Origin of the sequence: Spirulina sp. 06S082 (genome assembly GCF_034932145.1) — a bacterium.
Classification (GTDB): Bacteria; Cyanobacteriota; Cyanobacteriia; order Cyanobacteriales; family Spirulinaceae; genus CCY15215.
The window spans coordinates 1-12781 of record NZ_JAYGHV010000416.1; the positions used below are offsets into that span (position 1 = coordinate 1).

Here is a 12781-nt window from a genome sequence, read left to right on the forward strand (position 1 = left end):
TTGCTTATAGTAAACGTCTAGCTTATGAACTCGATCGCTTTGCTGAAGGAAGTGAATTACATCATAAAATCTCAATTATTTACTCAAAAGATTTAGTCATTTGTACCGTTGAATTGGTTTTCTGCGATACCAGTTTAGATGTCACCGTACAACCAGTTAATTCAGATTCTCAGTCATTCTTCAAAGAAATTCAACAAAAATTACGGGAGAAATTTAGCCAATGGGTTTATATACAAAGAGGATTCCGAATTATAGAAAATTCAAAAATTCATATTTGCAAAACAGCGCGTCTCATCGATTGGACAGAAACCCAAGCCTTGTTAGACTCTGATGATATCATTGCTGAAATTCTTTCTATGAATCTTTGAATCAAAAATATTTTCTCGATAGGAAATCAAACATGAATCAAAACAAACTTGACAAAAAGTGGATCGATTTATATGCTAAATTTTTCCGACGAGAGGCACATCAATTATTAGCTTGGGGATATCAAGACGCTTTGCCAAAGATAGAACCAAATTCAGAAGAAGAGGCTATTACAGGTTCGATTGTAGAAGCGATGAAGAATAGAATGTCTATGGATGATAAATTCGATCCCTATTTCGTAGACGAAGAAAGACCAATTTTAGGAGAAGGCAGAAAAGGAAAACACCGAAGGCGATTAGATATTGTTGTTCAATTTAGCAATTCGCAACCAAGATTAGAGTATATTTTTGAAGCAAAGCGATTGCGTACAAATGGTTTTGCAATTGGCAAATATACAGGAGAAGAGGGATTACAGTGCTTTATCAATGGTATATATGCCTCTGAATTTCCTGAAGCTGCAATGATTGCTTATATTCAAAGTGATGATTGCGATCGCTGGGAAAAAGAACTAAAAGGAAAATTTGATAAAGATTCAGAAAATATTCTCAAAATCAAACAAAAACTGCAACGAGTTATCGTGATAGAAGATATTCCTGATGAATGGTTGAGCGAACATGAAAGAGCTACAGGAAAGCCAATATTAATCTATCACATTTTTCTGGATTGTTGTTGTCTTTAATATCAACAATCCAGTTATTTTTTTAGTGGTGGGATAGGCAGGATCTACTTTTGTCAGATATAGATCAGTGTTTCTGCGGAGGCGATCGCGCGCTTTCCTTCTCCTTTAATCCTGCCAGCGCACTTGGACAAAATGTGAGGAGCGTCCCCAAAAATCGGCGGTTTGTACAATTTCATCCACCACTAAATTAAACGGGATCGAGGTGGTAATATATTTCTGTGCCAATTCCCCAAGATCCGGGGCGATTTGATTGGCAACAACTGCAGCCAGTCCCACTCCCAGTATTTGTTCGAGGGGATTGCGCGGCAGGAGGAAAGAAGCACCCGCAGCTAATCCCATCCCCAGCAAAATATTAACAGATACATTCGTTCCGCAGCGAGGATGAACAGCAAGATTCCATTCTCCCCCTTGGAGGCGATCGAGTGCCTGTCGGACGGCTTGGCGAAGATTATCCAAGTTTACCGTACCGTATAAATAAAAGCCTTTTTCTGTAGACAATCCACCAAGAGTATTATCGTCTCTTTGATTGGCATTGAAGGAAGAGGGAGATGCACTATCCATCATCTCACTTAAAACCCAGACCGTGGCGTGTTCCAGGGCATGAACCTGACGCAGTAGCAAAACTTCTTGCAAACTGGGAATAAATGATAAGGCTTTGAGCAGGTCGCTATCTTGAGTAGGATAAGGTACAGCAGGCTCAAAATTGAAAAATTCGCCAGAATTGGCAGTGGCTGCTTGAGTCATGATGTTTCTCGGTTGGTCTAGCTTCTATTTTGCTTAATTTTACTGGCTGCTCCAAGTTTTTTCAGTCCGCGACAATAAAAAAGCCTGCTTCCAGCCAACGTTCCCGCGTACTACCCGCTTGCGCCCAAGAGCGATATACTTGTTCTCTGGGCTGTGCTGCTTCTCGTGCTGCAACGGCGATCGCCTCTTCAATCTTCAAGCCGCGAGAAAGTGCCTGCAAAAATATATACTGTACTCCTGTTAAAGAGAAGGTATGGGTTAAGTAATTCTTACGGATTAGGGCGATAGGCGATCGCTGCAAGGGTGGAAAAGGGGGATCGTTGTTCTGTTTCACCTCATGGTAATACCAAGCCACCGGAAAGCGATAATCTCCCAGGGCGAAACAAGGCTGCAATTTCAGACAACTATCGGGACTATGCAGATTAGCAAACGGCTTACCTTCATGTCCCAGTGCATCGAACAGAATAAAGAGTTGGCGTTCAAATTGCGCCAGATCCACCATGAAATCAATCCAACTTTCTCGTTTATCTGAGGTTTCCTGCCGATCTGGTCGCGTTTCCTCCAAATAAGCGGGAAATCTTTTGCCCAAATCCGATAAAGTGTAGCTAATAGAGGGATAAGTTTGTAGATACTGACGAGCGAAATCGTTAAACAAATCCGCTCCTAGGGCGTGACAGAGGGCAGGAAATTGCTCTCGCATACATTTTAATAGCCTGATGTGATAGCTGCGCTGATAGATCGCTAATCTCTGAGTGCTGTTTAAGCGCGATGAAGATGCTATAATCCCCTTAATTTGTTCCCTTGAGGCTTGCTGGGGGTCAATCAAAGCATTTTGCATCCAACTTTGTAGCGCTTGTAATGATGGGCTTGTTTCCTTCATTTTTGCTCCCAGACGGTATTTCCCATCACTTCCGGTACGAGAAAATCTACTGGAGTCGAAACAGATTCCTTGTTATTGCAGGATGTTTCGGCGATCGCCATCGGTTTGCCATTTTCATCCATGTACTGTTTCGCTTTTAATAATTCGGCGTGATATTCTGCCAAGGAGGGAATATTGCCATCCCATTCCAAGAGAGTAGAAGCACCCTGACTTCGCGATCGCGCTAGGCGATATAATTCCCAAACAGCAGGCTCCACAGCGCGATCGTGGGTATCAATAATGTGAGTACCGCAATGTTGATGTCCTGCTAAGTGAATTTGGACGACACTTGACCAAGGGAAGGAATCGAGATAAGCGAGGGGGTCTGCATCTGTATTGAAGCAGGTCACATAAACATTATTGACATCCAGCAATAATCCGCACCCAGTTTCCTCGACAAGCTGACGCAAGAATTCTGGCTCCGTGAGGGTTGATTGAGTAAAGGTCAGGTAGGTGCTGGGATTTTCAAGGATGAGAGGACGTTCTAAAAAATCCTGCACCTGATGAACTCGTGCGGCTACGTGGTTTAAAGTTTCCTCTGTTAAAGGAATCGGTAGCAAGTCATGGGAATTTACTCCCTGTACTCCCGTCCAACAGAGATGATCGCTCACCCATACGGGCTTTACTTCCTCTGCTAAGGCCTTCAACTTGCCAAGGTAAGGGAAATTTAGGGGATCTGTGCTACCGATGGAGAGAGAGACCCCGTGAAGAACTAAAGGATAATGCTCCGCGATCGCGCGAATAGCCCAGCGAGGACGACCTCCCGAGTCCATAAAGTTTTCTGAAATGGCCTCAAACCAGGCGATCGCCGGCTGCTGCTCGATAATTTGGTCAAAATGGAGGCTTCGCAAGCCCAAACCCAGACCGAGCTTAGGCAGGGAGGCGATCGCGCCTGTACCGTTTCTCTCCATGTTACGGGGTCGCACCACTCATATCGCTAGAACCGCAAGCAACAATGCTGCGGCGATTGGCATTATTATCAGAGATCCACAAAAATGCTGGCCCCGCTTGGAAAAGTTCGCCCATGCGATCGTCACCACCAATAGGGGGAAGTTCCTCGGGTAGATCGGGATTTTCTTCCCGTAGTTGCGGCCAAACCTTTTCATGGAACACCTGTCGCGCCCTCAGCCAAACGCTTTGCCCTTGATAGCGCCCATTGACGATAAAACGCTCAGAATTGATGGGAGTAGCGCAGGAACCGAGGGATTTACAATCATTAATACCGGGTTGCTCGAACTCCTCAGCCGTGCCATTCAGCCCGCAACCCCCCTGATTTCGACAATCATTCTGCACGTGGCATTTATGATCCGTCGTCGTGGAACAATATCCTTGACCCGCACATTCATTGGGCTTACCAATCTTATCTTGGGGTCCGTCTGTGGGACCAGCAGCGCCAAAGCGATCTTGCCCTTTGCAGCTATTCAGCCCCATACAAGCATGAGGAGGATGTGTTGATGCCAAAGGCGTACCAATTTTCTGTGGCCAGGTTGGAGCCTCTTGATAAGGATAGGGCTGAGGAACCGGTTCGCCTGCTTTCGGTTGGGAATCAGACATAATAAATAATTTTGTACTCCTTGTAATCTTTCAGAATTGCGCGGGATTATTTCCAGTGCTTACCCACGTCTGGTAATTTTCTAATCGTTTCGATCATCTCTTTCACAACTTTGAGTTGACTCTCTTCGGTAATTTTTTCGGTCAAAGCAAGCAAGTGAGTGTAAGCATCCCGACGCGAACCGAGATCGATGTTTTCAAATGTGGGGGCGAAGTTATAGCCGTTGTCCATAACAAAGGTGCGGGTGTGTTTAATCAAGCGGTTTAAGACCCACAACATGGAGCGGTGCATGGCTTCATTAAAGAACAATTTCTGCTCTCGATTCGGCACCTTGTAAATAGTTTCGGTGAGAATGAGCATATATTGGTAGACCCCGTTGCAGAGATTGGATAAGGCTTGGTAGTCTTGGGGATATCCTGCGGTGGTGGGGTTATCAGGGAAATTGTAGATGATTTCTTCGAGATCCGTATCGGTGATGGTGGGGGTAATGGGGGCGGGAGGTTTGGGCAAATTGGGCAGTTTTTCGATATGATGTTCGTACCGTTCCAGTTGCGCTTGCAGTCCCAAAAACTTGTAATAGTGAGAGTATTCGGTTTGGCTGGGATCGTCTATCTCTCGATGGGCGTATCCTTCCCCTTGATCGCAGATTGTGGCGATCGCCTCTAATGCTTCGCGTTTGCTACTAATGGTAATCAATTCTGCGTGACCCGCATGACTGTCGGGTTTATTCGGATATTGAGCAACCGCAGCAGCACTGGGGTATCCTTCAGCATGGCTTCCTTCGGGGGTTTTCCACGGATCGAATTTCTGGCTGGGATAGATTGTATCGATGCTATTGGGTGAATAGTTATAGCTCTGAATTTGGGTTTCTGCACCGTTGACTTGAAAATCTTCGTCTTTGATATGATGGCATTCAATCAAGCATCTGATGTAAGAATAAAACTGTCCGATGGTATTCCAATTTCTATCTTTAGGCCAAGCAATTTTCGGTTCGGGATACTCAATTTGCAAACAATGCCAAAGTTGCTCGTAGCTGAACTTTGAGAGGGGGATGAGTACCTTTTTATCGCTATCGGGTCCGGGGGGTCCTTTGGGGTTATGAGAAGGTAAATTTGCGGGGTATTGATCGGGCGATCGCCGATACAATTGCGGCTCTACTCCCAGAGAATAAAGAATGTTAGCAGAAAGGGACATATGTAGCATCTCTTCCACTGCAATACTCATCATAATTCCCGCCGCTTTGTTGGCATAGAGGCTGGGATTATCAACATTTTCGCCTCTGGTGTGGATGCGATTGATGGAATAGTAAGTGTAAAGGTAGATTGGAATAGTTGCTAATTCGATCTGAACGGCAGTTTGTAGTTTTTCTTTCAACTCTTGCAGTACTTGTTCGCGAGTCAGAAACAGATCGTCAAAGAGGATTTTGAGATGTTCTTCCCAAGTCAGGGGAGATATTGGATCGGTGCTGCTACTCATCAAATTATTTTCCTATTTTGAGATTGAGTATAAGCGTTGAAACACCATAATGGGCGTTGAGAATTGTAAAGTTTCTCTAAGTTCGATCATGAAAATAGATTTACTTCCTTGACTTTCGATCGCGGCGATCGCCAAAATTCTTAATTTAATTATTATCCCTTCATCAAATCTTTAATTTTCTCTCTAAGAATATATTTTTTTCAACAAGATCGATCGCAGCAAGTTTCAAATTTAAGGCAGAATTTGTATAATCCATTTACTCAGGGTTATTTTAGGGGGATTGATAGATGAGAGCCGACCGAGATTTATCGTTTTTGCCTAACAGTAATGGCGATCGCGATACTGTATTCTCCAGCACACTTTCAAATGTAAGGCATTCTAAGCATCAAAAGGTGACACCGTTGCGATCTCAAGATAAAAACCGATCGCCTCATTCTCTTAATAATACCAAGCATCCTCAAACCCGCATCTGTGATTTTTTTACAGAAATTGCCAGTAGCGAATCTCCTCAAAGCGCGATCGATTATTTTCAAGATTTATTCATCCTCAAAAGCGATCGCGTAGGCAAAGCGATCGAGCAATCTTTATACGATCTTATTGTTCTCAACTGCGAAGAAGACTTCTTTATTCTCTTGGATCGATGTTGTTCTATTCTTATCAAGCAATGGATCGTAACGAAACAGGAAAAATACATTGCAGTATTATTAAATGTATTGAAAAAAGAAATAAGCTCTTATAAAAGTCTTCAGCCCACTCGCCGCAGATTAAAAGAATGGATTTTAGGCTTTGTCGAAAGCAAATACTTTCAAAGTTTGCAAGCATTTTTACCCGACGGCGATCGCCAAAAAATAGAAGCTACTGCACCTTGGAAAAATCGCTATATCGCTTATATACTAACGGCTCAATACTTCAATCCAGATTATCCGAGGGAACATCGAGAAGTTGCCAAATTATTAGCATATAAGTCCAACAAGCAATTCAAATTCAAATTGGCGTTGTGTTTGGCTCGTGCAAATTTACCAAAATCTTCTCAAAGAATCAACCAAAACCCAACAACTTTAAACCTTCGTACTTTGTGTTTAATCCAACAAATTTTAGTCAAGCGCAAAAATATAAATTATCAAGGACTCGCCAATATTTTCCTCAAACAAACAGAAGGAATGGTGTATAAAGACTTCAAAAAAAGTCTTCTCAAATACCTATTATTTTCCCTTAAACAAGGCCAAACCTCAACTTGGTTACAAGCCAGTATTGCCAAATATTTAGAATCTCTTTACTCAAACTATAATGATAAAATTGTTGACAGTAATTTACTATTAAGAACCTGTAAGCGTTTAATTGTGTATCTCCTCAACCCTGACTGGGAAATTTCCAGTCATCCCTTTACAATTTTAACCCGTCGTGGTAACTATATCACCCTTGCAATGCTCTTACTTAAAATCATTCTTATTTGTCAGAGTAGTTACAAATACCTCATTTTTTGTACAGTCGAACTCATTCAAGAGAATGAAACTCAACCCGAGGCAGAATGTCAATGGCTGATTGGCTTTATCGAGACATTGCGGGTTGTCCTAGCCATTTCCCAAGAGACAGAAGAGATAACAAGCAATGGCTAAATCTCCCCCACTCCCCCAACCCCCCCCACTCCCCCAACCCCCCACACTCCCCCAACTCCCCACCGAGTCGCCAAAAAAATTCGACAAAGTGTCAAACTTCCTGATAGAATCCTGATTGAAGTTAAATACGACACATTGTCGAAGATCATGTTAAAGAAACTAGGTTTAATTCTTTCTACAGTTTTACTGGCGATCGCCGCCTTTGCCCTTTCCGCCTCTCCTGCTGCGGCTGAATCCTCCACTGTCAAAATGGGGACAGATAGCTACCAACTCAAATTCGATCCCGCCGAACTTACCGTCAGCCCTGGTGACACAGTAAAATTCCAAAACAATAAACTTGCCCCTCATAACATTGTTTTCGAGCAAGAACCCCTTGCCTCATTGGGAATGACTGCTTCTAAAACCTTATTTAGTCCCACAGATTCTTATTCCGTTACCATTCCCGATGATATTGCTCCCGGAGCTTACTCCTTCTACTGCTCTCCTCACAGAGGTGCTGGAATGACAGGTACACTAACCGTCGAGTAAATTCGCAAAATTTATAAGTAGAAAATTTTTAAGGGATGCTATTTAATTAAATAGCATCCCTTGGCGATCGCAATAAATTCAACTCAGGAAGTAACTAAACGGCCGCAGCCCCTAAAGCCTCTGACTTCAACAATTCAGCCTTATCAGTTTGTTCCCAAGGCAGATCGAGATCCGTCCGTCCCAAATGACCGTAAGCGGCGATATCTTGGTAAAAACGTCCGCCTCGTTCTTTCGGTAAACCGCGTAAATTAAAGGCTTGGATAATTCCCGCCGGGCGCAATTCAAAATGCTTCTGCACTAACTGCAAAAGAATCTCTTCATCTACCTTACCCGTACCGAAGGTTTCCACCAAAACACTAACAGGACGCGCCACACCGATCGCATAACTCACCTGTACTTCGCATTTTTCCGCCAGTCCCGCCGCAATGATATTTTTAGCAGCATAACGACAAGCATAGGCCGCAGAGCGATCGACTTTCGTAGGGTCTTTGCCGGAAAAAGCGCCGCCACCGTGACGAGAATAGCCACCGTAGGTATCAACAATAATTTTCCGACCCGTTAACCCCGCATCTCCTTGGGGACCGCCGATGACAAATTTACCCGTGGGGTTAACCAGAAAGCGAGTATTTGCATCGGGCTTAATCTCAATATCGGCAAAAACGGGTTTAACCACCGCTTCCATGAGATCGGCTTTGATTTTGGCTTGAATGGCTTCATTTTCCGTCAATTCGCCGATCGCCGGGGCGTGTTGAGTGGAAATCAAAATCGTATCAATGCCCACGGGTTTGCCATCTTCATAAATGACGCTAACTTGAGATTTGCCATCGGGACGCAGATAAGGGAGATCCCCGGTTTTGCGAACGGCGGCCAAGCGACGGCAGATTCGGTGTGCCAAACTAATCGGTAGGGGCATTAATTCTGGGGTTTCGTTGCAGGCATAGCCAAACATTAAGCCCTGATCTCCTGCACCGATGCGATCGAGTTCATCATCGCTTAATTTGTGCCGTTGTTCTTGGGCGCTAGTGACTCCTTGGGCAATATCGGGGGATTGTTCGTCAAGGGCGACGAGGACGGCACAACTATCGGCAGCAAAGCCGTTACTAGAATCCGTGTAGCCAATTTCGGCAATTTTTTTCCGCGCCAAATTGACAAAGTTAATGTGTGCCTGAGAGGTAATTTCTCCGGTGATCAAGACTAAACCCGTATTAACCACCACTTCGGCAGCAACGCGGCTGTATTCGTCTTCAGTCAAGAGAGTATCAAGGATAGTATCCGAAATTTGATCGCAAATTTTGTCGGGATGTCCTTCAGTGACGGATTCTGAGGTAAAGAGATAACGACGAGACAATATGAATTTCTCCTTTAGCGCATTTGGTGACAGGGCAAGCAAACACTATCATAATCGAGAAAAAGGCAAGAGGGGAAGAAGGCAAGAGGAAACAGGCAATAGGCAACAGAGAGGAAGGAGGAGAAAAACGCTAGACTTCTTCCCTTGAAAACTCTTTCATTCTATATAATGGGGTCAAATGTATTGACTCTTTCTTTTTTTTGAGGCAATGGTACAACAACTCCAATTCCTCTCCATCGAAGAGGAACTTCTCTATCCCGATAGCGACGGTAAACCCTTGGCTGATAACACGACCCAATTACGCTTAATTTTCACTATTAAAGGCGGTCTCGATGCCCTCTTCAAGGACAGAGACGATGTGTTCGTGGCTGCCGATTTACTCTGGTATCCGGTGCAACTGACTCAAGCCGAAATTCTGGCAGACAAAAAACCGAGAAAGCAAGCCCCTGATGTTATGGTCGTTTTTGGACGACCCAAAGGCGATCGCGGTTCTTATATGCAGTGGAAAGAGGACAATATTGCTCCGCAAGTGGCGTTTGAAATCCTTTCTCCTGGTAATAAGAAGAAGGATATGGACACCAAGTTTAAGTTTTATCAAGAGCATGGAATTGAGGAATATTACCTTTACAATCCGAAAAAGAATCGTTTGCAAGGATGGTTGAGAAAAGGGAATAAGTTGGAAGAAATTTCTCAAATGGAAAATTGGAGAAGTCCACTTTTGGGGGTAAAATTTAGCACGAGGGAGGGAGATTTGGTTTTATTTCATCCCGATGGAGAGCGTTTTGTTGAGTTTGTTGAGGCGATCGAGCAACGCGATCGCGCACTAGCAGAGAAGGATCGCGAACGATTGGAAAAGGAACTCGAAAAACAACGTGCCGATCGCCAGCAACAAAGGGCAGATAATGCTGAAGCCACCATTCAACAGTTACGCGATCGCCTCATCCAACTCGGTATCGATCCTGAAAATCTCTCCTGATTTTAGAGTGCGATCGCCAGCAACAAAGAGCTATTTTTGCTGAAAATGAGCGCGATCGCGAACGACAACAAAAAGAACAAATCCAATCTAAACTGCAAAAATTACAAGAAAAACTGCAAAAATTAAACATCGATCTTGATTCTCTTTCTTGATTATTGCAAATGCGATCGTATCTCTATTGACCTCTTTTCCCTCTTGCCTTTCTTCAGACTCCTGCAACAGGGGAGGAGACAACACGAAAACCGAAATCGTAGCTATCGAAATCGCGCGAAGGATTGAGGCGGTAGGATGAACGGCAGTCATCAGGGTTGTAATACCACGAACCGCCGCGCAGACAAGCATTTGTTTTATATCTTAACAATTCTTTAAGATTTTGAAACAGATTTTGATAATCATTATCATTCTCATCCCACACTCTCCCATCTGCTGGCGCACCCTCATAATTATCGTGCCACGGGTCTAAACACCATTCCCAGACATTTCCGTGCATATCGTACAAGCCAAAAGCATTAGGATGGGCAAATTCATCAATGAGGGTCGTTTCTTTTCGATACTTCCCTTTCGGTTCATTGGCAAACGTGCCTTTGTAAAGCGTTTCATTAATTTTTCGATCCTGACCGCAATAATTTGCTAAATCCGTTGTTATTGTTTCCCCAAAATGAAAGGGCGTTTTTGTTCCTCCGCGACAACCATATTCCCATTCTGCCTCGCTAGGTAGCCTATACTCTCGCTCTGTCAGTTTAGATAGTCTGACACAGAATTCTACGGCATCGTACCAAGAAACGCTTTCTACCGGTCGCTTATCGCCTTTGAAGTGTGACGGATCCGGGTTGAGGTCTCTTTCTATAGTCTCCACTCGGTTCACCACTTCTCGCCATTGTGCTTGGATTATTGGCGTTTTTCCCATCAAAAAGGGTTTTACCGTGACTTTATGCTGAGGACTTTCCCTTTTAAACCAATCCCTACCATATTTTTTGCACAGCCTTTCTATTTCTGCCTCTTCCGTCCCCATCATAAATTCCCCCCCCGGAATTTCTACCATATCGAGATTGACACCATTTCCCAAGTCTTCTCGCTGATAGTTCGCCGATCGCCTCTCCCGTTTGATTTTCTTTCCTTTCGCATTAACCGTAACCACCTCAAAACTAAAAGAAGGAAGATATGGATATGATACGGGTTTATGATGAGCTTGTTTGCGCGTCTTTTGAGGTTTTGGGGAGATAACTTCAGTAGGAGCAAGTCGCTCTTCAATGGGTAAAATATCCTCATCTCTGAGTTCCCATAACCTTTGAAACTCCTTGAGTCTTTTGCGATGCTTCTCTCTCAAGGGAAAAGCAAGTGCGATCATAGAGCAATTTTAACCACTTCTATTCCTTAACCATTAATAAAATCATCAATTTGTGGTAGCACCTTATCAATATCTTCTGGACGACTGAGCTTAATTTCCAGTTTTTTCCCATTTCCTTCCGCTTTAATCTCAATAGTACGCCCGAAAAGATTATTCCCGAGAGACTGTACTAACGCTTTCAGGGACTTGACGGTAACAGATGCTTTTAGTTGACCTAACAAAAATCCACCAATTCCTTTCGCATTAGGATCGACTGTTTCCATAGGGATAAACTCAACCTCTTGCACCCCTTCCTCTACCTGCAAATCCGATCGCAGGGTTTCCGTTGCATTTTGTAGCCCCTCATCTTTTAAGTGAGAATCAAACAGGGCAATAGTAATAGAGAAATTCTGTTCGGACATCCTTTGTATTTTTCTAACCTTGACACAATCTATTCTAAATGTCTTTACCCATATTGAGTACCAACTGAAGAGAAAGCGATCGCGTCAATATTTCTTCTCCTAGGGCATTAATTTAAGATTTGCAGTATTTTATCGATCAAGAATGTTATAGTAATGAAGCACCATTTGAAGCATCAATGATGGTACATTTTCGTCAAAGAATTGATATAAAGGGTCTGGGGGGCTAGTCCCCCAGAGAAACCTCTCCCCAAGCAAGTTGAACTCTCAATATAGTTTGTTTCTAACCCATCAAGGAAGATTTCTTAACCCGAACTGACGCTATTTAATGAATCATTTAAGAACCATAGTTCCACCGCGCCCGATAGTTGCGACCATCGAGGTGAGTAAAGGTGCGACCGTAACCCAAACCACCACTCCACCAAGGATCGAGAATGCGCTGTACCTCTCGAGGTGAGAGTCCGGCGGCATTAAAATCAACCCCAAATCCTTTTAAGTGAGTTGAGTTGCGAGCGCCACCCACGGCACGATTGACCTCAGGGGGACGATACCAACTGGTAACGGAAATGGAGCGATCGCCCAATTTTTCCCGCACGTCATCCATTCGCCCTGCCATTGTGACAATATTGTTGGTAATGCTGGCATTGACGGGGATGCGACTTCCACCTTTAGTGGCTTCAGACCAAGTAAAATTGCCCCCCGAAACAATAGCATCGTTGGTATAAACTTGACCTTTCCCCGGTACTCTAATCAAACTACCGCGATTTTTCGGGGGTGGAGGTGGAGGGGGTTCTTTCGGAGGAGCATAATTTTCGATACTTAAGTTATCGA

14 protein-coding genes are annotated in these 12781 nt (G+C 43.9%); 5 read left to right on the top strand and 9 right to left on the bottom strand.

The features are described from left to right. The coding region (locus tag VB714_RS25255; RefSeq protein ID WP_323227837.1) for a hypothetical protein at window positions 1-368 on the top strand (368 nt) is incomplete at its 5' end. Continuing rightward, the gene (locus tag VB714_RS25260) at window positions 365-1045 is read left to right on the top strand and encodes a hypothetical protein (protein ID WP_323227838.1); all 681 of its coding nucleotides are present in this window, start codon (window positions 365-367) and stop codon (window positions 1043-1045) included. The genes VB714_RS25255 and VB714_RS25260, both read left to right, overlap by 4 nt. A 105-nt stretch (window positions 1046-1150) precedes the next feature. Here the strand turns inward: VB714_RS25260 and VB714_RS25265 are convergent, their stop codons facing one another. The 5 genes from VB714_RS25265 to VB714_RS25285 form a co-directional block, all read right to left on the bottom strand. After that, the gene (locus VB714_RS25265; protein WP_323227840.1) at window positions 1151-1789 is read right to left on the bottom strand and encodes a DUF6391 domain-containing protein; all 639 of its coding nucleotides are present in this window, start codon (window positions 1787-1789) and stop codon (window positions 1151-1153) included. Window positions 1790-1850: 61 nt separating this feature from the next. After that, entirely contained in the window at window positions 1851-2669 is an 819-nt protein-coding gene (locus tag VB714_RS25270) for a DNA-binding domain-containing protein (RefSeq protein ID WP_323227841.1), read from the bottom strand. Beyond that, a complete protein-coding gene (locus tag VB714_RS25275) occupies window positions 2666-3619 on the bottom strand; it encodes a DUF692 domain-containing protein (protein WP_416309794.1) in 954 nt (317 codons plus the stop codon). The genes VB714_RS25270 and VB714_RS25275 overlap by 4 nt, the downstream gene beginning before the upstream one ends. A 1-nt stretch (window position 3620) precedes the next feature. Next, complete coding sequence (locus VB714_RS25280; RefSeq protein WP_323227846.1) at window positions 3621-4262, bottom strand: hypothetical protein; 642 nt, start codon at window positions 4260-4262, stop codon at window positions 3621-3623. Between the two features lie 46 nt (window positions 4263-4308). After that, on the bottom strand, window positions 4309-5736 hold the full coding sequence (locus VB714_RS25285; protein WP_323227848.1) for a ferritin-like domain-containing protein: 1428 nt from the start codon (window positions 5734-5736) through the stop codon (window positions 4309-4311). A 287-nt stretch (window positions 5737-6023) separates the two neighbouring features. On the opposite strand from VB714_RS25285, the gene VB714_RS25290 reads away from it, so the two are divergent. Next, entirely contained in the window at window positions 6024-7352 is a 1329-nt protein-coding gene (locus VB714_RS25290; protein WP_323227850.1) for a hypothetical protein, read from the top strand. A gap of 147 nt (window positions 7353-7499) precedes the next feature. Beyond that, window positions 7500-7880: a plastocyanin gene (gene petE / locus VB714_RS25295; RefSeq protein WP_323227852.1), complete on the top strand. Its 381-nt coding sequence runs from the start codon at window positions 7500-7502 to the stop codon at window positions 7878-7880. 94 nt (window positions 7881-7974) lie between these two features. On the opposite strand, the gene metK is transcribed toward petE, so the two are convergent. Then, on the bottom strand, window positions 7975-9228 hold the full coding sequence (metK, locus tag VB714_RS25300; protein WP_323227855.1) for a methionine adenosyltransferase: 1254 nt from the start codon (window positions 9226-9228) through the stop codon (window positions 7975-7977). A 208-nt stretch (window positions 9229-9436) separates the two neighbouring features. On the opposite strand from metK, the gene VB714_RS25305 reads away from it, so the two are divergent. Further along, window positions 9437-10204, top strand: a complete 768-nt coding sequence (locus VB714_RS25305) for a Uma2 family endonuclease (RefSeq protein ID WP_323227856.1) — start codon at window positions 9437-9439, stop codon at window positions 10202-10204. A 205-nt stretch (window positions 10205-10409) separates the two neighbouring features. Here VB714_RS25305 and VB714_RS25310 read toward each other — a convergent pair whose 3' ends face one another. The 3 genes from VB714_RS25310 to VB714_RS25320 form a co-directional block, all read right to left on the bottom strand. Beyond that, on the bottom strand, window positions 10410-11552 hold the full coding sequence (locus tag VB714_RS25310) for a formylglycine-generating enzyme family protein (protein ID WP_323227858.1): 1143 nt from the start codon (window positions 11550-11552) through the stop codon (window positions 10410-10412). A gap of 26 nt (window positions 11553-11578) precedes the next feature. Then, on the bottom strand, window positions 11579-11953 hold the full coding sequence (locus VB714_RS25315) for a hypothetical protein (protein WP_323227859.1): 375 nt from the start codon (window positions 11951-11953) through the stop codon (window positions 11579-11581). A 334-nt stretch (window positions 11954-12287) separates the two neighbouring features. Further along, window positions 12288-12781 (bottom strand): D-Ala-D-Ala carboxypeptidase family metallohydrolase (locus VB714_RS25320; RefSeq protein ID WP_323227860.1); only part of this gene is annotated, 494 nt, incomplete at its 5' end.

What these genes read in the sequence shown, in the direction of transcription:
- VB714_RS25270 (WP_323227841.1), bottom strand. Translation starts at nt 2,669, where the DNA reads ATGAAGGAAACAAGCCCATCATTACAAGCGCTACAAAGTTGGATGCAA.
- VB714_RS25265 (WP_323227840.1), bottom strand. Translation starts at nt 1,789, where the DNA reads ATGACTCAAGCAGCCACTGCCAATTCTGGCGAATTTTTCAATTTTGAG.
- VB714_RS25290 (WP_323227850.1), top strand. Translation starts at nt 6,024, where the DNA reads ATGAGAGCCGACCGAGATTTATCGTTTTTGCCTAACAGTAATGGCGAT.
- VB714_RS25305 (WP_323227856.1), top strand. Translation starts at nt 9,437, where the DNA reads ATGGTACAACAACTCCAATTCCTCTCCATCGAAGAGGAACTTCTCTAT.
- VB714_RS25315 (WP_323227859.1), bottom strand. Translation starts at nt 11,953, where the DNA reads ATGTCCGAACAGAATTTCTCTATTACTATTGCCCTGTTTGATTCTCAC.
- petE (WP_323227852.1), top strand. Translation starts at nt 7,500, where the DNA reads ATGTTAAAGAAACTAGGTTTAATTCTTTCTACAGTTTTACTGGCGATC.
- VB714_RS25275 (WP_416309794.1), bottom strand. Translation starts at nt 3,619, where the DNA reads ATGGAGAGAAACGGTACAGGCGCGATCGCCTCCCTGCCTAAGCTCGGT.
- VB714_RS25280 (WP_323227846.1), bottom strand. Translation starts at nt 4,262, where the DNA reads ATGTCTGATTCCCAACCGAAAGCAGGCGAACCGGTTCCTCAGCCCTAT.
- VB714_RS25310 (WP_323227858.1), bottom strand. Translation starts at nt 11,552, where the DNA reads ATGATCGCACTTGCTTTTCCCTTGAGAGAGAAGCATCGCAAAAGACTC.
- VB714_RS25285 (WP_323227848.1), bottom strand. Translation starts at nt 5,736, where the DNA reads ATGAGTAGCAGCACCGATCCAATATCTCCCCTGACTTGGGAAGAACAT.